Below are 19,338 nucleotides of genomic sequence, written 5' to 3' on the forward strand. Positions count from 1 at the left end.
GCATCCGCGAGCTGACCATGCAGCCCGCGTGCCAACGGATTTAACCCGTTGAATTGGCTCACTGTCAAAGCTTAATCCCGCTTATCGCCGATAGAAGCTCGCCTTTGTCTAGTGCAGATCCTGTGCGCAGACGAGGTAAATAACTAATGCACAATGTGTCACCGCAGGGCTCAAGCTAAGGTCTTCTACAACTGACATGGATGTCGAGAATGATGAATGGACTCAATCACCTATTGCTTAACAGTGGTGCGCGCAGTCGCGCGCGTAATGCGTTGCCGCGCGGAACGAATGGGATGCAGGGCGAGCATGCGCCACGTGTCGACCACTACGACGGCGGCACCGTCAACCAGGTCCTCGCGGATCGTTCTTTTCATGCGGCTGATCTCAACCAGCACGCCGGGGCCGGGGCGCCTGCTCCGCTTCTTCTGCAAGACTTCATCGCCCGCCAGAACGTGCGGTACTACGCCCCTCACGGGTTCGCCTTCCTCAAAGCCAAAGAGTTCGTTGCACAGCATCTTGGCGATGGCACCAGCCCCGATCAGTTGCTGCTAACGACGCTTTATATCCGGGAGCCTGACCAGGCGCCGAAGCGGGCCGGGATCGCATACTCCATGACCCTGACCGACGCCTTGCTGCGCAACTGGCAGCAGGAAGGTAACGGTCAGTTCTTCGAGCATCTGGGGCATTTGCGTCCGTACCGAGAAGGCGGCTATACGGTGCGAGTGTCCCCGGTGCCGCCCGATCTGGTGGATTGCTTCGCCTATGAGGCCATTTACCGCAAGACCGAGCCTCAGCGATTTGACGCATCGACCCATGTCCCTGTCGATCCGAAGGTGTTCAAGCGATTCGTCTGGGAAGCTGACCTGCAATCGCGTTACCAGGCATCGCTGAAGACGTTCTGGCGCACGCATGGCGCTGATTACAACCTGTTGCTCAAGTCGTCGCTTCTGAAGTCAGCCTTTGTGCAGCACGAGGAAGGGTCGTTAAGTGCCGCTTACAAGGACCTGGTACTGGAGGCGTTGGGGCTCGACCAGCGACAGCGTTGGGAAACACTGGCTTTCGATGCATTCAGAGATGCGCCCCTTGCCTCGACGATCACGTTCCGCGAGCTTGTTCTGTACCGATATGCATCAACTGACATCATCGTCATCGAGCATGAAGAAACTGGCCGTTTGGTCATGTACATCCCCGGTAATTCCTCCCCGCTGCATGGCTTCAAGGACATGTCAGAGTTGCGCGGCTGGATTGTCTGTCAATGCAAGGACGTGCGTCGGCGCAAATCCCTGGAGGCTCATTTCAAGGTAGCGGATGAGCCTGACGGTTACTTCCTCAGCGGTTTGCAGACGACGCTTGCGGGTTTGGCTGCGCAGCCGCATCGACTCAACGACGCGACCGGCCATTGGTGGCCGTCCAAAGAGATAACCCTGGGCGCGGCACTGTCGCCATGGCCGTTCTCGCACTTTAAAAAAAGCTTGCAGGACCGTCTGGCCTCGGACGGCCTGCAGCTCATCCGCAGCCGTAAAGACCACAACAAGGAAGTTGCCGCGCTGGTCCTGAGCAATGCAATCGCGGTGACCGGTGCAATCGCCATGGTGGTGCCTTACCTCTGGGCACCTCTGGCGGCCATGTCTGTGGCATTGGCTGGCCTGGGTGCTGACGAGTTGGTCAATGGCAGGACCCTTGAAGAAAAACAACAGGGTGCCGGACGTATCGTCTTCGGTTTGTTGAATGCTGTGCCTGTAAGCCTGGAGGGAGGCGTGGCGGCCAGACGCCTCTTGGGCGCGGCAGTGCGTGTGGGGGATGAAATCGCGCCGGGAGCGGCGGATGAGGTCGGGCAGATGATCCAGGGGCGCAGTGCCGGCGAGCAAACGATGGCCCTCGGCAAGCTGCAACGGGCTGAAGAGCAGTTGGTCAGGGAAGCACAGGAGCAGGCCGGCGAGTCAGTGAGTGAAAAAGCCTTGAGACGGCTTGGAGAAGAGCAGCAGCGACGGGATCTCAAGGTTCATCATGAGGCCATTTATGACAGCGTTGTCGCGTTTGGTGCGGAGCCTGAAGGCCTTCGCTCGCTACGGCCATACCTGCGAGCTGAACTGGCGCCGTTCGAATACAACACGCCCTTCGAACCGGGTGGCGTCTGGCAGATCGATGATTTCGGCGCTGTTTACACCGTCACGGATAGGGCGTCTGGCACGACGCGTTATTTCGCCCGAGTGCATTCGAAAGTGTATCCAGTCGAGCGGGTCAACGCTTACAAGCAATACCGAATCTTTTCAATGGACGACTCAACCCTCAAAGGCCCCTATATCAAGCAAGCGAAGGGCTATTACTCGGACATTGACGTCAAGCCTGGGCTGCGTGGTGGTGACAGTTACATCCAAATGGCACCTGACATAGGCATGATGCCCGAGGTCGGGAAGCCGGGTATCGTGCTGGCGACTGCGCAGGCTCGACTGCTCACCGATATCGCCATGGACGGTATCGAGATACGCAGCGCCGGGGATGGGTGGGGCAATCTGGTCGATCGGCATTTCGCCAACGGTATTCCGGTTTCGTATGACGCGGATGTCGGCTGCTGGCGAGTCAATGTCAAAGAGGTGATGTGGCTCAATAACAAAGGTGTCTGGAAGCGAGGCAGTCTCAAGGCGTTCGTTAAAGCCAGACCCTCTCTCGATCGTCCGGTCAAGTGGTTCCGCTACCAGTTCCCGCGCTTGCCTGGCTATCCAAAAAACCCGCAAGCCGTGGAAAGGACAGTCCATCAGATCTGGCTGGGGGCCAGGCCGCCTCGCGCAGGGTTGATCGACACGATCAAGAAAAATATCGAAAACAACCCTGATCTCAAATTCGTTTTCCACATCGACATTGATAATGCGGCAGCCAATGGCCATTTGCAGGGGTTGCGAACAGCGTTCGCTGACCATCCCAATATGGTGATTTCGCCCCTTGAGGAAGAGTCGTTCTTTGCGCGCTTTCTCGATGAGGAGCACACCGGTGTGCCTTTTCGGTACTTCCGTGAAGGCGACGGACAAAATCTGGCTGCGGCGTCGGACGTTTTGAGATACCGCCTGATGCGTGAATACGGAGGCATTTACATGGATTGCGATGATGTAATCGTGGGGCCCTTTGCGGGTGCGGCGCTTGATGCGGGGCCAAGCGATGTCTTGATGGGGGCCCCCGTTTCGTCGCCGCATATGTCTTATTTCGGCCCGGGAAACAGCCATTTTGCCAGCCAGCCAGGTAATCCTGTCTTGAGGGCGGTGGAAGAGGAACTCTATTCGCGATTCATCGCTGAGCGTGAGGCCATCGACGAGTTGTCGAAGATGGGCTCAGTAAAAGTCGACGGGATCGACCCCTATATGTCCAGGATTTTCGACGTGACGGGACCGCAGCTTCTTCTCGACACGCTCAAGCGGGTACGCCCGGACTATGCAGACCTACTGGATGGTCAGCTCAGACCGACTCCCGGCATCAGGGCATCGGCCTACGAGGACCTCTATCATGATGTGACAGCATTCTATGCCCCCTTCGGATCAAGATTGAAGATAACCGCGGGCGTAGAAAACTCCTGGAGACGGTGACGTGCGAATATTCTGAACAGTGTTGCCTGACATGCGCTCTGGCCAAGCTGACGGGAGGTCTGTTTGGCCTCCGATCAGGCCTTTCTTTTGCTGAAGGAAACCGGATTCAGAACCATCCATCCTGCATCGTCACACATACGTCATCACGTGCTTGCAGCAACGCCAGTTCGTGATGGCAGGCCGGTATTTCCCAGGTGAGAAAATACCGCGCCGCCTGCAGCTTGCCCTTGTAGAACCCGGCGTCCGCGGCTTTGCCCTTGCTCAAGCCTTCCTTTGCGCGAATCGCCTGCTCCAGCCAGCGCCAGCCGATCACCGTGTGTCCAAAGGCTTTGAGGTACAGCGCCGAGTTGGCCAGGGTCGCGGTGACCTTGCCTTGGGCCATATCCATCAGCAGTTCGAGCGTCACTGCCTGCAAACTGGCCACCAGTTGTTCCAGTGGCTGTCGCAACGGGCTCAATGAAGCGTGCTCTTGAGCACGCTGACAGGTGTCGGCAATCAGCCGGACCAATTGTTTGAGCCCCGCGCCGCCATTCTGTGCCAGCTTGCGTCCCAGCAAGTCCAGCGACTGAATGCCATGCGTGCCTTCGTGAATCGGGTTCAGGCGGTTGTCGCGGTAATACTGCTCGACCGGGTATTCGCGGGTGTAGCCGTGACCGCCGAGCACCTGGATCGCCAGTTCATTGGCCTTCAGGCAAAACTCGGAGGGCCAGGATTTGACCACCGGGGTCAGCAGGTCCAGCAGTTCATGGGCCAGCGTGCGCTGCTCTTCGGTCTCGCCAGTCTGGGTGTCGTCAAACAGGCGGGCTGCATACAACCCCAGATCGAACGCGCCTTCCACGTAAGCCTTCTGCGTCAGAAGCATGCGTTTCACATCGGCGTGCTGGATGATCGAAACCGGGGCGCTGTCCGGGTGCTTGCTGTCGGGCAGGCGACCCTGGGGCCGCTCGCGAGCGTACGCCAGCGAATACAGGTAACCGGCGTAACCCAGCATTACCGCGCCCATGCCGACCCCGATACGCGCCTCGTTCATCATCTGGAACATATAACTCAGGCCTTGGTGGGGCTTGCCGACCAGATACCCCACGCAATGGCCGTTATCGCCAAAATTCAGCGCAGTCGAAGTGGTGCCGCGCCAACCCATCTTGTGAAACAACCCCGCGAGCAACACGTCGTTACGTGGACCCAGACTTGCGTCATCGTGGACCAGAAACTTCGGCACGATGAACAGCGAAATGCCTTTCACGCCGGGCGGCGCGTCAGGGAGCTTTGCCAGCACCAGATGGACAATGTTTTCCGACAGCGGGTGGTCGCCGCCGGAGATGAAGATCTTGTTGCCGCGCAGGCGGTAGCTGCCGTCGTCTGCAGGTTCTGCACGGGTTCGGATATCAGACAGCGACGAGCCCGCATGGGGCTCGGTCAGCGCCATGGTGCCGAAGAATCGCCCCTCGATCATGGGCTGCAGAAAGCGCCGCTTCTGTTCTTCGCTGCCAAATTTCTCGATCAGATTCGCCGCGCCCATGGTCAGGAACGGGTACGAAGTCGATGCCGCGTTCGCCGCCTGAAAATGCGCGAAACAAGCTTGTGACAACAGCGTCGGCAGCTGCATGCCGCCTGCCTCGAAGTCGCGCGCGGCATTGAGAAAACCGGCCTCCAGAAAGGCGTCCACCGCCGGTTTCACTTCGGGAATCAACACCGCTTCGCCATTTTCATAGCGCGGCTCGTTTTCGTCGTTCTTGCGGTTGTGCGGGGCAAAGTATTTCTCGGCAATGGTTCGCGCCGTGGTAATCGCCGCATCGAACGTCTCACGACTGTGCTCGGTGAAGCGCTCACGCCGGGTCAACGCCTCGGCGTCCAGCACTTCATACAACTCGAAAGCCAGATTGCGCGAACTGAGCAGCGTCTCGGACATGGCGGCATTACCTTCTGTTGGATTGCCGTCGAGTCTAGGTGGGCGGGGAAGGGGAGAACAGCAAGATTGATTTGGGTGATGGAGGGGTAGAACAGGGGGAATACAGCGCTACGACTGTAGGAGCGCTTGCCCGCGATAGCGTTAGGTCAGACGAATCTTCGTTGCAGATATGACGTATCGCAGGCAAGCGCGTTACTACGGTGTTTAGACTTTCGCGGTAGCTCAGCGGATGTCGATTTGATCCAGTGATCGATCGATAACGGCTTTGGCCATATCAATCAGATAGACGACTGAGAAGGCCAAATCTCGCTTTACGCCTATGAGGTTTTCTGCGCTTTCGCAGGCCGATGCGTGGGCGGATCGCAGCAGGCCCGATGCATGGGCCAAGGATTCTTCGAGGGATTTATCGGGTGGGTCAGGGGTGATTTTTAGCATTCGCAATCCTCTGGTTAATGAGGCCACCGAAGCTTCGCTGCTAAACGGGTTAGGGTGGCGACTTTGACACGGGTTAGCAGACTGATCCCAGAGGCACGACCAGCGCACGCAAGCGTGCCCCGCGCAAAGCCGCCATAAAGCGGTCTTGCGCCTCTAGAAAACAATTCAGGCTGCTAAACCCGGACGCTGATTTTCAGCGACCGACGCAGCCTAAAGATCGAAATTCCAAGGCACAAGCGGGTAAGAGTTTCTAGGAAATGTCCTTCGCAAGAAAGAGATATGGCTGTAAGAAAGGGCCTACACGCGAGGAGATTTGTTGCAGAAAGTGGCGGTTCTCAAAACAGATAAACGCCACGCTTCGTAGGCCGTGCATCGATTGGCTGCCTATGAAAAGACTGTGGGAGCGATTCATTCGCGAGCGGCCGGTACATCCGATATCGATTTATCGTCCGTACACCCATCACAAATGAAGTCGCTCCCACAGGGAGGGCCGCTTTAGTGCGAATTACCCAATCGTCATCAGGCTCGCATTACCTCCCGCTGCAGCAGTATTCACACTCAATGCGCGCTCGATCACCAGACGCTCCAGCGCGATGCCGGTCTCGCCTTTGGACAGGCCGTGGACGCCGATGATGGCGCCACTGCGTTGTGCGACCTGCTCGCAGATTGCGCGCAGTTGGTCGGAGTCACCATGGTGCAGGACAGCCTCGATAACGACGTCGTCTTTGCTCCAGTCAGCCACCAGCCTGATCCGCGCCTGAACCTCCTTGGGCAGACGTTTGTAGAGCGGCTTGCTTACTTCGTTGTCCGGTACGATCGCTGTGCTGCCCACTGCCAGAACAGCAGCCAGTTGAGTCAGCAGGTCCGCTTCATCTTCGGCCAGGCACAGCACATGTTCACGCGGCAGGATGCTGTAGCTGTTGCGCTCGCCGGTCGGGCCGGCCAGCAGGCGAGTGATGCCGCTTTGGGATTGCTCGGCAAATTGCGTGCACACCGCTTCCAGTTCCACTTGCTGCTGGCTCGTGGCCCAGGCTTTCAACGCCGTCAGCGGTTTGATCAGGTTGTCGCGCAGACGGGTGTCTGGCGTGGCAGCGCCATCGCGCTGGGCGAACGACTTCTGCACTGCATCGGCCGGTCGGGTTGACAGCAGGCGGTACAGGTACAGCGGCCCGCCGGCTTTCGGACCGGTCCCCGACAGGCCCTCGCCACCGAACGGCTGAACCCCGACCACCGCGCCCACGATGTTGCGGTTGACGTACATGTTGCCTGCGTTGACCGAGTCGATCACTTTGGCAATCGTCTCGTCGATGCGCGTGTGCACGCCCAAGGTCAGGCCATAGCCCGATGCATTGATTTGATCGATCAGTTGGTCCAGCTCTCTGCGCTTGTAGCGCACCACGTGCAGGACCGGACCGAAGATTTCGCGTTGCAGTTCATCGAAGCTTTCCAGCTCGATCAGGGTTGGCATCACGTAGGTGCCGCGCTTGATTTCCTCGCTGTCGGCGATGGCCACCTGATAAACGTTGCGGCCTTTGTCGCGCATGGCCTGAATGTGTTGCTCGATGCCGGCCTTGGCTTCGGCGTCGATCACCGGGCCGATGTCCACCGACAGACGTTCCGGGTTGCCCAGGCGGTTTTCAGCCATGGCACCTTTGAGCATTTCGACGACGCGGTCGGCGGAGTCTTCCTGCAGGCACAGCACACGCAGTGCCGAGCAACGCTGACCGGCGCTGTCGAACGCCGAGGACACCACGTCGATGACCACCTGCTCGGTCAACGCGGAGGAGTCGACGATCATTGCGTTCTGACCACCGGTTTCGGCGATCAGCGGGATCGGACGACCCTGGGAGTCCAGGCGTCCGGCGATATTGCGTTGCAGCAGCCGAGCGACGTCGGTGGAGCCGGTGAACATCACGCCTTTGACGCGATCATCACCGACCAGTCGCGCACCTACGGTTTCGCCACGGCCCGGCAGCAGTTGCACCACGCCTTCAGGGATGCCGGCCTCGAGCAGAATGCGTACGGCCTGAGCGGCGACCAGTGGCGTCTGCTCGGCAGGCTTGGCCAGCACCGGATTCCCGGCAGCCAATGCAGCGGCAACCTGGCCACTAAAGATCGCCAATGGGAAGTTCCAAGGACTGATGCACACCACAGGCCCCAACGGACGGTGAGCGTCGTTACTGAAATCGTTGCGCGCCTGCACTGCGTAATAGCGCAGGAAGTCCACGGCCTCACGCACCTCGGCGATGGCGTTTGCGTAGGTCTTGCCCGCTTCACGTGCAAGCAACCCCATCAGCGGCTGGATCTCAGCTTCCATCAGGTCAGCGGCGCGCTCGAGAATGGTCGCCCGTTCCGCAGGAGGCGTGGCCTGCCAGATCGGGCCTGCGCTCAATGCGCTGAGCAAAGCGTTGTCGACATCTTCCAGGCTGGCTTCCTGAACGTGGCCTACCACATCGCGCAGGTCCGATGGGTTCAGCACCGGCGTCGCAGCCCCTGCGCTGACCTGGCTGCCCAGCATCGGAATGGCTTTCCAGTCGTTATGCGCAGTGGCCAGTAGCGCCGAGGACAGCGAGCCCAAGCGGTGTTCGTTGGCCATGTCGATGCCGGCCGAGTTGGCGCGCTCGCTGCCATAGAGGTCACGCGGCAGCGGAATGCGAGGGTGCGGCAGACCGAAGCCGCCTTCCTGCGTGGCCATGCGCTCGATGCTGGACACCGGATCGGCGACCAGTTCCTGAATCGAAATCGCCTGGTCGGCTATCCGGTTGACGAACGAGGTGTTGGCGCCGTTTTCCAGCAGGCGACGCACCAGGTAGGCCAGCAGCGTTTCGTGAGTGCCGACCGGAGCGTACACGCGGCACGGCCGATTCAGCTTGCCGTCGGCAACCTTGCCTACGACCTGTTCGTACAACGGCTCACCCATGCCGTGCAGGCATTGGAACTCGTACTGGCCGGGGTAATAGTTCTGACCAGCGATGTGGTAGATAGCCGACAGGGTGTGAGCGTTGTGAGTGGCGAACTGCGGGTAAATGACTTCTGGCACCGACAACAGCTTGCGGGCGCAGGCGATGTAGGAAACGTCGGTGTACACCTTGCGTGTGTAGACCGGATAGCCTTCCAGGCCCTCGACCTGAGCGCGCTTGATCTCGCTGTCCCAGTAGGCGCCTTTCACCAAACGGATCATCAGGCGATGGCGGCTGCGTCGAGCCAGATCGATTACGTAGTCGATCACATATGGGCAGCGCTTCTGATAGGCCTGAATCACAAACCCGATGCCGTTCCATCCGGTAAGCTGCGGTTCGAAGCACAAGCGTTCGAGCAGATCCAGTGACAGCTCCAGACGATCCGCTTCTTCGGCGTCGATGTTCAAGCCGATATCGTACTGCTTGGCCAGCAGGGTCAGTGACAACAGGCGCGGATACAGCTCTTCCATCACACGCTCGTATTGCGCGCGGCTGTAACGCGGGTGCAGGGCGGAAAGCTTGATGGAAATGCCCGGGCCTTCGTAAATGCCGCGGCCATGAGACGCCTTGCCGATGGAGTGGATGGCCTGCTCGTAAGAGGCCAGGTATCTCTGCGCATCGTGCTCGGTCAGCGCGGCTTCACCCAGCATGTCGTAGGAGTAGCGGAAGCCCTTGGCTTCGAAACGGCTGGCGTTGGCCAGGGCCTCGGCGATGGTTTCGCCGGTGACGAACTGTTCGCCCATCAGGCGCATGGCCATGTCGACGCCCTTGCGGATCATCGGCTCGCCGGACTTGCCGATAATGCGGCTCAGCGAGGATGTCAGGCCGGCCTCATTGTGCGTGCTCACCAGTTTGCCGGTCAGCAACAGGCCCCAAGTGGCGGCGTTGACGAACAGCGAAGGGCTGTTGCCCAGGTGCGGGTGCCAGTTGCCAGTGCTGATCTTGTCGCGGATCAGTGCATCACGGGTACCTTTGTCCGGAATACGCAGCAGCGCTTCGGCCAGGCACATCAGCGCGACGCCTTCCTGCGACGACAGAGAGAACTCCTGAAGCAGGCCCTGCACGATGCCTGCACGGCCACCCGCGCTCTTCTGATTACGCAGCTTTTCGGCAATCGAGGCGGCTAGCTTGTGAGTGGCATCGGCCATAGGTGCAGGCAGGCGGGCCTGTTCCAGGAGCATCGGCACGACTTCGGGTTCAGGGCGGCGATACGCTGACGTGATCGCTGCGCGTAGTACCGACTGCGGCAGAATGCTTTCCGCGAATTCCAGGAATGCCTGATGAGCTGTCTCGACCGGTAGATCGCCGTGATCATCGGCGTCCTTGCTACTTAAGCCGTTCAGGTCGTTGAGGGTTGCACCACCTTCGAGTTTTTCCAGGTAATTGAAAATTGCCTGTTTGATCAGCCAGTGCGGAGTCCGGTCGATTGACTGCGCAGCCGCTTTCAAGCGCTCGCGTGTGGGGTCGTCGAGTTTGACACCCAGGGTGGTGGTCGCCATGTCTTGTCCTCAAAAGAGCCACGATGGGTGTGGCTTTAGCTGGCGCCAAGATTAGCTGTGCGTAACGTTGGGTGCAACCGGGTGCAACCCGATTTTTCATGATATTTCGATGGGCGTGTTTGGGCACCTCAACGCCGAGGGCGGTGCAGCTTTGTAATAAATTGCGGGATCTGGGGTAACGTGAGCATGCGCGACTGTCTGGCGAACAGTTGGTTACATTTTGACCAATAAAAAGCGCAACTTAACAAGATTTCAGGGTTGCACCGCTGGCGAGGCGTTACTTAGGATGCGCCCCTTTGGTGCAGTCCGCTGCGCCGCCATAAAGCGTGGATACAAAATGAGCGTCAGCAACCCCACTCTTATCACCTTCGTGATTTATATCGCTGCCATGGTCCTGATCGGGCTCATGGCCTATCGCTCCACCCATAACCTTTCCGATTACATTCTCGGCGGCCGTAGCCTGGGCAGCGTGGTAACTGCGTTGTCCGCAGGCGCGTCAGACATGAGCGGCTGGCTGTTGATGGGCCTTCCTGGTGCCATTTACATGTCCGGTCTGTCGGAAGGCTGGATCGCCATCGGTTTGATCGTAGGCGCCTATCTGAACTGGCTGTTCGTGGCCGGTCGCCTGCGCGTGCAAACCGAGCACAACGGCGATGCCCTGACACTGCCCGACTATTTTTCCAGCCGATTCGAAGACACCAGTGGCCTGCTGCGGGTGATTTCCGCAATCGTGATTCTGCTGTTTTTCACCATCTATTGCGCCTCAGGCATCGTCGCGGGCGCTCGGCTGTTCGAAAGCACCTTCGGCATGTCTTACGAAACCGCGCTATGGGCCGGTGCCGCGGCAACCATCGCCTACACCTTCATCGGCGGCTTTCTGGCCGTAAGCTGGACTGACACCGTGCAGGCCACATTGATGATCTTCGCGCTGATCCTCACGCCGATCATCGTGCTGCTGGCCACCGGCGGCATCGATACGACGTTCCTGGCCATCGAGGCAAAGGACCCTGCCCATTTCGACATGCTCAAGAACACCACCTTCATCGGCATCATTTCCTTGATGGGGTGGGGCTTGGGTTACTTCGGTCAGCCGCACATCCTGGCACGATTCATGGCTGCTGATTCGGTCAAGTCGATCACCAAGGCACGCCGCATCTCCATGGCCTGGATGATTTTGTGCCTGGGCGGCACGGTCGCGGTGGGCTTCTTCGGCATCGCCTACTTCTCGGCGCACCCCGATGTGGCCGGCCCTGTCAGCGAGAACCCTGAGCGAGTATTCATCGAACTGGCGAAGATCCTGTTTAACCCCTGGGTTGCCGGCGTGCTGTTGTCGGCGATTCTTGCTGCGGTCATGAGCACCCTGAGCTGCCAGTTGCTGGTGTGCTCCAGTGCGCTGACAGAAGACTTCTACAAGGCCTTTGTGCGCAAGGGGGCTTCGCAACGCGAACTGGTGTGGGTCGGTCGCGCCATGGTGCTGTTGGTGGCCTTGATTGCGATCGCCATGGCTGCCAATCCGGAAAACCGCGTGTTGGGTCTGGTGAGTTATGCGTGGGCCGGTTTCGGCGCTGCATTCGGGCCTGTGGTGCTGATTTCGGTAATCTGGAAAGGCATGACCCGAAATGGCGCGCTGGCCGGGATTCTGGTCGGCGCCATCACGGTGGTGGTCTGGAAGCATTTCGAGCTGCTGGGCTTGTACGAAATCATCCCTGGGTTCATTTTCGCCAGTATTGCGATCGTGCTATTCAGCTTGCAAGGCAAAGGCCCAACGCCTGGAATGCTGGCCCGGTTCGAGTCGGCCGAGAGGGCGTACAAGGCGGGGTAAACCCCTTCCGGTATTACTGCCCGCGCTGTTAACCACAGCGCGGGCTTTTTGCATCATAAAGGCCGTTACCTGCATTTATTCGGCCGCGACCGTGCGATGGCTCGATCAACCGTCGTTGTGATCGGTATCCAGATTGAAGAACATCACCTTGCCGCCCTCGCTGGTGTAGCCCGTGTTGTCCTGGGTATAAACCCCGGCCTTGAAGTACAACAGCTGCTTGCTCCAGGTCGCGCTGATGCGGTCGTTCCAGAACATGTCGTTGGCCTGGACGCTGAGCAACCCCGCCTTGTTCAGATGAATGACGTACTTGAATGTCTGATTCAGCGGTATGCCTTCGGCAACGGTGAAAACGCGAGCCTTCCTGTCGTCAGGGTGAAAACGGACCTTGGCGACGATGACGCCGTCCCCTGTTGCTTCCTTGTATTGATACTCGACCTTGAGCAATGGCTGGGTGCTTTCGTACACATGGATCTGCCCGATGACCACCCGCCCCGAAGAGGGCACCTGAACGACCTTGAGCTTGGCGTTCAGGAAATTGTCAGCATCGGGGTAGTACCAATTATGCAGCGCGCCGTTGGACCAGGTTTCGCGCAGTTCGCTACGCGGGTATTTGGCGTTCGCGGTTTTGGTGCCGGTCACCGGCGCCCAGAAGGTGACGTTGGACGTGCTGGAGGTGAAGTATTTGCCGTCGTAGCCTTGAAGCAGTTGTTGGGTTTCGATGGTGGCGGGGGGCGAGCCCACAGGAATACTCAGATTCCATGTTCCTAAATCAATCATCGTATCTGCCGTCCGTTATGCCTGATTGCCAGCACCACGTCTGGCTCAAGGGGGTGAAGGATTGGGTTTTATACGTCGCAACTCCCTGTTTGTTAACGAGAATAGTTCCCATGGGTGAGATCAATGTGCCTGCACTGCCGCTGCAGAGCATTCTGCGGCGGGCTTTCAACGCATTGACCGTTAGTCGGGAGGGTTGAGCTTTTGAGATGGCATAAGGGTGGCCCTCTTCACTTTTCTCTATTCGAGGCTAGAGTAAGTGCCATTCGGACCATGGGCGGAGCCCCCTCATCTCAGGCAGTGAAGTAATGAGTAGCAGCATGGAATGCGTGCAGTCCCTGCCACCTGGTGGCAAATCGATTTTGCTGGTGGTTGATGATTATCCCGAGAATCTGGTCACGATGCGGGCAGTCCTGCAGCGGCAGGACTGGGAAATCGTGACGGCCAGTTCAGGTATGGAAGCGCTGAGCCTGCTTCTTGATGTTGACGTCGACATCGTCTTGCTCGACGTGCAGATGCCGGATATGGATGGCTTCGAAGTCGCGCGCCTGATGCGCGGCAGCCAACGGACACGGCTGACTCCCATTATCTTTCTGACAGCCAACGAGCAGTCTCGTGACGCCGTCCATAAAGGCTATGCCAGTGGTGCGGTCGACTACCTGTTCAAGCCCTTCGACCCTAACGTTCTCAAACCCAAGGTGCAGGCGCTGCTGGAGCAACAGCACAATCGTCGTGCCTTGCAGAAGCTCAGCCGCGAACTGGAGTCGGCGAGGGCGTTCAATGCATCGGTGCTGTCCAACGTGGCCGAGGGCATTCTTGTCGTCAACGAAGACGGCATCATCAGTTTCGCCAACCCGGCTATCTGCCGGCTGTTGGGCATGACCGACGGCGAATTGCGTGGCACCGGTCTGGGGTGCTATCTGCAGGAACCGGCGGTCGGCGAGTGGACCGATTCGGGGTTCTATCATCACTATCGTCGTGCCGACACTTATCGGGTGCATGACGCCATTCTGCGTACGCCTGAAGGGCGGCAGGTGCCAGTCGCGCTGTCCTGCGCGCCGCTGCCCGAAGAGCAGAATGCCATGGTGCTGAGCGTGCTCGACATGTCGGTTGTGCGTGATCTGTACAGCCAGCTCGAACATCAGGCCGTCACCGACTCGCTGACCGGCCTGCTTAATCGGCGTGGCTTTTATCAGACGGTCGAAGGCATGTTGCTGCGCAACGAGCAGGCTGGCAAATACCTGGTGGTCTTGTACCTGGACCTGGACGGGTTCAAGCACGTAAACGATTCGCTGGGGCATGACGCCGGCGATCAGGTATTGATCTGGGTCGCCGAGCAATTGAAGGATTGTTTGCGGCCTTATGACGTACTGGCACGGATGGGTGGCGATGAATTCGTGGTGGTAATCGATGGGCTGGACTTTCCCGAGCATGCCGCCAAGGTCGCGGAAAAGCTTATCGATCGGGTTTCGGTACGGCGCCACGTCGACGGCATCGAGGCGACGCTTGGCGTCAGCATCGGCATCGCGATTTACCCCGATTGCGGAACCAACCTGGACGGTCTGCTGCGCGCGGCCGATATCGCCATGTATGAGGCCAAGCGCGCGGGCCGTCATCAGTACCGTTTTTATGATCAATACATGAATGGTCGCGCGCGTTCACGGCTGATGCTCGAAGAAAGTGTACGCACGGCCATCGACGGCAAGGACTTCTCCATCGTCTATCAGCCGCAAATCAATGTGCTGAGCGGACGCACGCGAGGTTTCGAGGCGCTGTTACGCTGGAACCACCCCGATGCCGGTGACGTGCCGTCAAGCCTGTTCATCCCGCTGCTGGAAGAGACGCGCCTGATCAACAAACTGGGAGGCTGGATCTACGAGCAGGGCGCGGCGCAGCGTCAGCGTTGGAACGGTGTGTTCCCCGACGAGCTGGTGGTCAGCGTCAGCGTCAGTCCTTCACAATTCAGCATGCCCAATCTCGCTGCCGAACTGCAGCGGGCCATCCATATTCATGGGCTTAAACCTCGGCAGCTGGAAGTCGAAATCACCGAGCCGTCGCTGGTGCACAACCTGGTTCACAGCCGCAAACAATTGCAGAGCCTGCATGACATTGGTGTGCGCGTGTCACTGGATGATTTCGGCGCAGGCGACAGCTCGCTGGCACATCTGCGGAATCTTGACCTGGACACGCTCAAGATCGACCGGCACTTCATCGGTGGCATGATGAGTTCGCCCCGGGACCTGGCCGTGGCGCGCAGCATTATCGATCTGTGCCGCATGCTGCATATCGAGGTGATCGCCGAAGGGGTCGAAACCGTGGAGCAGTTTCAGTGGCTGGTCGCCAATGGCTGCGAAGTCATTCAAGGGTTCCTGCTGGCTCATCCGTTGACGCCGGACGAGGCATTGCGTTTTGCCGAGCCTGTCACTTTGCCGACCATGCACACGCTGCTCAATCAGGGTTGAGGAGGTAGACTGGCGCCTTTCGAGCCACCTGACCCGATCATGACTTCCTCCACCCTGACGCCGCTCATTTACCTGCAGGCCTATCCGTCTTCGTTGCAGGATCAGGTTCGACAACTGATTACCCAGGACAAACTCGGTGCCTATCTGGAGCAGCGTTACCCGGGCCGGCATGATGTGCAGAGCGACAAAGCGCTTTACGCTTATGCGCTGGCGCTCAAACAGGAGCACCTGCGCAACGCGCCGACCATCGACAAGGTGTTGTTCGACAATCGCCTGGACCTCACTCATCGCGCGCTCGGGTTGCACACCACCGTTTCGCGGGTACAGGGCGGCAAGCTCAAGGCCAAGAAGGAGATCCGCGTAGCCTCGCTGTTCAAGGAGGCTGCGCCTCAATTCCTTAAAATGATCGTCGTGCACGAACTGGCGCACTTTAAGGAAAGCGAGCACAACAAGGCGTTTTACAAACTGTGCGAACACATGCAACCGGGGTATCACCAGTTGGAGTTCGACCTGCGCGTGTACTTGACCTGGCGTGACCTGCAAGCAGGCGCACGCTGACAGTCGAACCCGCGGTTGCTTCAGGTTGGCGAGGCCGCGCGGTGCCCGCAAAGAGCTTTGACGATCCGTTGCCCATACAAGCCCACCGCCAGGCCGGAAACGATGAGAGCCATGGCCACGGTTTTGATCAACGACAGGCGCTCATCGAAAATCAACATCGAGCCGAGCATGCCGAAGATCGGAACCAGCAGCGACAAGGGCGCGACTGTCGACACCGGATAGTGCTTGAGCAAGGAATTCCAGATCCAATAGCCGAACAGGGTATTGGGGTAAACCTGGAACAGGATCGACCCTGCGGCGCGGTAGTCCAACTGATTCACCAGCGCCGCATAGCCGCTGCTGCCGTTGACCACGTAGTCGAGCACGAACAGCGGGATGGGCGAAAACGCGCTCGACCAGACCAGAAACGCAAACACCTGTCGGGTTTGGGCTTTCTTGTTGATGACGTTGGCGATGCTCCAGGCCACGGCGCCAAGCAGCACCAGCGCAAGGCCAGCAAGGGTGACCGACCCGTCCGAAATGAAGATGATGCTCAGCAAACCCAGCAGCGCGACGCCGATGCCCGCGAGTTGGTAACGCGTGATCCGTTCCTTGAACGCCCAAGCGCCCAGCATGATGGTGAAGAAGGCACTGGACTGCAGCACCAGCGATGCGATCCCGGCGGACAACCCGGTCTTGATGCCCACATTGACCATGCCCCACAAGCCAATGCCGAATATCAGACCGTAGCCCACGATATAGCGCCATTGAACGTCGGGCCTTGCGATGAAAAAGATCGCCGGCACCGCGCACAGTGCGAAGCGTATGCCCGCCAGGCTGAAGGGGTCGACCGAGGTCAGGCCCAGCTTTATCACCGAGAAGTTAAGGCCCCAGATGGCCGTGACGAGGATGGCGAGGAGCAGATGACGGGCTTTCATCGGGGCGTGCTTCCAGTGGGTCGATTCGGGGTTTTTTCGGATGCCGCGGCCAGTTTTCGCTGGCACTGAGCAGTGTCTTCAGGGGCTGCAACAATCAAGGTTGGCTGATTCGCGATGCCAGCCAGAGCAGCCAGGCTGCTAGGCTGATCGCTGCCCCCAGCAGGCAGACGGCTGACCAGCCCCAATGGGCGTAGACCTGGGTCGCGGCTGCAGCGCCTAGCGCGCTGCCGACCGAATAGAAGCACATGTATGCCCCCAGCAGCCGGCTTTGCGCATCGGGATGGGCGGCGAATATCAGGCTCTGGTTGGTGACGTGCACAGCCTGTACGGCGAAGTCGAGAATAACCACGCCGAGGATCAGCGCCCATAACGACGTCTCGACCTGCGCAGTGCCAAGCCAGGACACTGTCAGCAGCGCCAGCGAGACCCCTGTGGTGCGCTGCCCCCAACCCTGATCGGCCCAGCGGCCAGCGCGGGACGCGGCAAGGGCGCCGGCAATGCCCGCCAGGCCGAACAGCCCGATCTGCGTATGCGAAAGCGCCAGCGGCTGCGCGCTCAGGGGTAGCACCATCGAGGTCCACAGCACGCTGAATGCGGCGAAGATGAGCAACGCGAACATTCCTCTGAGGCGCAAGGTAGGCTCGGTTTTCAGCAGGCCGACCATTGAAAGCAGCAATGCCCGATAGGAGCCGTTAACGCGAGGCGCACGGCTGGGCGGTGTGGCTTTGCAAAGAATGGCGGCCATGACCAGCATCAGAATGGCAGACCCGAGGTAGACCGTGCGCCAGCCTGCCAGGTCGGCAATCAGGCCTGAAGCGAGCCGCGCCAGGAGAATGCCAAGCACGACGCCGCTGGTGACAGTGCCGACCACCTGACCGCGTTGAGACGGGGCCGCGAGGGCCGCGGCATAGGCGACCACGATCTGAACCACTACGGCGAACAGCCCGACGAAGATCATGGCGCTCAATAAAATCGCCCAATGCTGCGCGGTCCCGGCCAGCCCCAGCGCCACGGCAGACATCAGGAGGTGCGCCAGTATCAGCGCCTTGCGGTTGAGCAGGTCTCCCAGAGGCACGATAAACACCAGCCCAAGGGCATAGCCGACCTGGGTCGCGGTGACCACGGTTCCGATCATGCCCGGCTCGACGCCCAACTCTGACGCTATGGACCCTAACAGCGGCTGAGCAAAGTAAACGTTGGCGACGGCCGCGGCGCAGACTGCCGAAAACAGAAGTGTGAGGGCACGCGACAAAGAGACTGATGTGTGAGTGTTGGAGTGGTCTTGGGTGTGGGGCTTCGCCTGGCTGCGAGTGGCAGTGGAGAGGGACGCGTCGGGCTGTGGGGTCATGGCGCTTCCTTGGCGATATCTGGTTTTGTTTGAGACCGGCATTTGCGTTCTATCAAATGAGGTTTTAATCTGCAACCAGTTTTTTGGCATGTCCTTATGCATGTAGCATCGAGTGGAATTGACAATGGTGGACCCAATGGCCAGGCAGGAATCTCTTCAAAGCAGTGAATGCCCCGTCGCCAGGGCGTTGGAGGCTATTGGCGATCGCTGGTCGTTAATGATCGTACGAGATGCATTCGACGATGTTCGGCGCTTCAGCGAATTTCAAAAGAACCTGGGATTGGCGAAAAACATCCTCGCTTCCCGCTTGAAGGCGCTGGTCGAATTGGGAATATTCGATTTGCGGCCTGCTTCGGATGGCAGCGCTTACAAGGAATACGTCCTCACCGAGAGGGGGCGGTCCATTTTTCCGGTGGTCGTGGCGATGCGCCAGTGGGGCGAGCAGCACCTGTTCGAGGAGGGCGAAACTCACTCGGTCTTGTTGGACAATGAGCACGATCAGCCGGTAACGATGCTGGAAGTTCGCGCTGCCAGCGGCAAGCGGTTAGGCCCGCAAGACTGCCACCGCCAGCGCGTGACCCGGTTCGGCTGATTATCGCGCGGTCATCATGCCGCTCAAATTTATTCACAGGGATTTGACGATGGACGTCAGCAAGACCAAGAGCAGTTTTTACCGCCGATTGTATGTGGCGTATCTGATCGACAGTGACATCGCCAGCAGTGTTCCGGCCCTGACCGACGTCACCGGCATGCCGCGGCGTACAGCGCAGGACACCATTTTGGCGCTGGCCGATCTGGATATTATTTGTGAATTCGAACAGCTTGATGGTGCGCGCAATCATGCGGGTGGATATCAGATTCGCGACTGGGGAGCGATCGACAGGCAGTGGATTGTGGAGCATCTGGGGCAGATCAAGGCGGTGTTGGGGTATCCGTGAGCGCTATCGTTGGTTGGCTATTGTCCGGACGGTGGAGCCTGGCATGCCAGTGATCTGCTGGGGACAAGCAGCAAGACCAGACGGCCCCGGTTATTCTGCCAGACCGCGTTTACAGGGTTTACTGCCGGTCCCCGGCAGATC

The 19,338-nt window shown here is 59.1% G+C and carries 12 protein-coding genes; 6 read left to right on the forward strand and 6 right to left on the reverse strand.

Features of this window, described 5'->3' with window-relative positions; translation table 11 throughout:
* Positions 1-209 precede the first annotated feature (209 nt).
* The gene (locus B3I26_RS10130) at positions 210-3,575 is read left to right on the forward strand and encodes a dermonecrotic toxin domain-containing protein (protein WP_296257545.1); all 3,366 of its coding nucleotides are present in this window, start codon (positions 210-212) and stop codon (positions 3,573-3,575) included.
* Between the two features lie 106 nt (positions 3,576-3,681).
* Here B3I26_RS10130 and B3I26_RS10135 read toward each other — a convergent pair whose 3' ends face one another.
* The 3 genes from B3I26_RS10135 to putA all read right to left on the reverse strand — a co-directional run bounded on the left by B3I26_RS10135 (position 3,682) and on the right by putA (position 10,378).
* On the reverse strand, positions 3,682-5,484 hold the full coding sequence (locus B3I26_RS10135; RefSeq protein WP_296257546.1) for an acyl-CoA dehydrogenase: 1,803 nt from the start codon (positions 5,482-5,484) through the stop codon (positions 3,682-3,684).
* Positions 5,485-5,706: 222 nt separating this feature from the next.
* Positions 5,707-5,919 (reverse strand): DUF6124 family protein, encoded by a 213-nt coding sequence (locus B3I26_RS10140; RefSeq protein WP_296257547.1) that lies wholly within the window; start codon positions 5,917-5,919, stop codon positions 5,707-5,709.
* A gap of 505 nt (positions 5,920-6,424) precedes the next feature.
* The gene (putA, locus tag B3I26_RS10145) at positions 6,425-10,378 is read right to left on the reverse strand and encodes a trifunctional transcriptional regulator/proline dehydrogenase/L-glutamate gamma-semialdehyde dehydrogenase (RefSeq protein WP_296257548.1); all 3,954 of its coding nucleotides are present in this window, start codon (positions 10,376-10,378) and stop codon (positions 6,425-6,427) included.
* A 337-nt stretch (positions 10,379-10,715) separates the two neighbouring features.
* Here putA and putP point away from each other — a divergent pair, with 337 nt between their 5' ends.
* A complete protein-coding gene (gene putP / locus B3I26_RS10150; protein WP_296257549.1) occupies positions 10,716-12,200 on the forward strand; it encodes a sodium/proline symporter PutP in 1,485 nt (494 codons plus the stop codon).
* A gap of 105 nt (positions 12,201-12,305) precedes the next feature.
* Here the strand turns inward: putP and B3I26_RS10155 are convergent, their stop codons facing one another.
* On the reverse strand, positions 12,306-12,977 hold the full coding sequence (locus B3I26_RS10155; protein ID WP_296257550.1) for a polysaccharide lyase family 7 protein: 672 nt from the start codon (positions 12,975-12,977) through the stop codon (positions 12,306-12,308).
* 317 nt (positions 12,978-13,294) lie between these two features.
* On the opposite strand from B3I26_RS10155, the gene B3I26_RS10160 reads away from it, so the two are divergent.
* On the forward strand, positions 13,295-15,436 hold the full coding sequence (locus B3I26_RS10160) for a putative bifunctional diguanylate cyclase/phosphodiesterase (protein ID WP_296257555.1): 2,142 nt from the start codon (positions 13,295-13,297) through the stop codon (positions 15,434-15,436).
* Between the two features lie 54 nt (positions 15,437-15,490).
* Entirely contained in the window at positions 15,491-15,994 is a 504-nt protein-coding gene (locus tag B3I26_RS10165; protein ID WP_296257556.1) for a YgjP-like metallopeptidase domain-containing protein, read from the forward strand.
* A gap of 20 nt (positions 15,995-16,014) precedes the next feature.
* Here B3I26_RS10165 and B3I26_RS10170 read toward each other — a convergent pair whose 3' ends face one another.
* Complete coding sequence (locus B3I26_RS10170) at positions 16,015-16,911, reverse strand: EamA family transporter (protein ID WP_296257551.1); 897 nt, start codon at positions 16,909-16,911, stop codon at positions 16,015-16,017.
* A 94-nt stretch (positions 16,912-17,005) separates the two neighbouring features.
* Positions 17,006-18,259, reverse strand: coding sequence for an MFS transporter (locus tag B3I26_RS10175; RefSeq protein WP_296257552.1), 1,254 nt, complete (start codon positions 18,257-18,259; stop codon positions 17,006-17,008).
* 136 nt (positions 18,260-18,395) lie between these two features.
* On the opposite strand from B3I26_RS10175, the gene B3I26_RS10180 reads away from it, so the two are divergent.
* Both B3I26_RS10180 and B3I26_RS10185 read left to right on the forward strand, forming a co-directional pair.
* Entirely contained in the window at positions 18,396-18,851 is a 456-nt protein-coding gene (locus B3I26_RS10180) for a winged helix-turn-helix transcriptional regulator (RefSeq protein WP_296257557.1), read from the forward strand.
* Positions 18,852-18,900: 49 nt separating this feature from the next.
* Positions 18,901-19,197 (forward strand): winged helix-turn-helix domain-containing protein, encoded by a 297-nt coding sequence (locus B3I26_RS10185; RefSeq protein WP_296257553.1) that lies wholly within the window; start codon positions 18,901-18,903, stop codon positions 19,195-19,197.
* Positions 19,198-19,338 lie beyond the last annotated feature (141 nt).

The sequence above is a fragment of the Pseudomonas sp. UBA5706 genome (genome assembly GCF_002419965.1).
Lineage (GTDB): Bacteria > Pseudomonadota > Gammaproteobacteria > Pseudomonadales > Pseudomonadaceae > Aquipseudomonas.

What these genes read in the sequence shown, in the direction of transcription:
- B3I26_RS10130 (WP_296257545.1), top strand. Translation starts at nt 210, where the DNA reads ATGATGAATGGACTCAATCACCTATTGCTTAACAGTGGTGCGCGCAGT.
- B3I26_RS10135 (WP_296257546.1), bottom strand. Translation starts at nt 5,484, where the DNA reads ATGTCCGAGACGCTGCTCAGTTCGCGCAATCTGGCTTTCGAGTTGTAT.
- B3I26_RS10140 (WP_296257547.1), bottom strand. Translation starts at nt 5,919, where the DNA reads ATGCTAAAAATCACCCCTGACCCACCCGATAAATCCCTCGAAGAATCC.
- putA (WP_296257548.1), bottom strand. Translation starts at nt 10,378, where the DNA reads ATGGCGACCACCACCCTGGGTGTCAAACTCGACGACCCCACACGCGAG.
- putP (WP_296257549.1), top strand. Translation starts at nt 10,716, where the DNA reads ATGAGCGTCAGCAACCCCACTCTTATCACCTTCGTGATTTATATCGCT.
- B3I26_RS10155 (WP_296257550.1), bottom strand. Translation starts at nt 12,977, where the DNA reads ATGATTGATTTAGGAACATGGAATCTGAGTATTCCTGTGGGCTCGCCC.
- B3I26_RS10160 (WP_296257555.1), top strand. Translation starts at nt 13,295, where the DNA reads ATGGAATGCGTGCAGTCCCTGCCACCTGGTGGCAAATCGATTTTGCTG.
- B3I26_RS10170 (WP_296257551.1), bottom strand. Translation starts at nt 16,911, where the DNA reads ATGAAAGCCCGTCATCTGCTCCTCGCCATCCTCGTCACGGCCATCTGG.
- B3I26_RS10175 (WP_296257552.1), bottom strand. Translation starts at nt 18,259, where the DNA reads ATGACCCCACAGCCCGACGCGTCCCTCTCCACTGCCACTCGCAGCCAG.
- B3I26_RS10180 (WP_296257557.1), top strand. Translation starts at nt 18,396, where the DNA reads ATGGCCAGGCAGGAATCTCTTCAAAGCAGTGAATGCCCCGTCGCCAGG.
- B3I26_RS10185 (WP_296257553.1), top strand. Translation starts at nt 18,901, where the DNA reads ATGGACGTCAGCAAGACCAAGAGCAGTTTTTACCGCCGATTGTATGTG.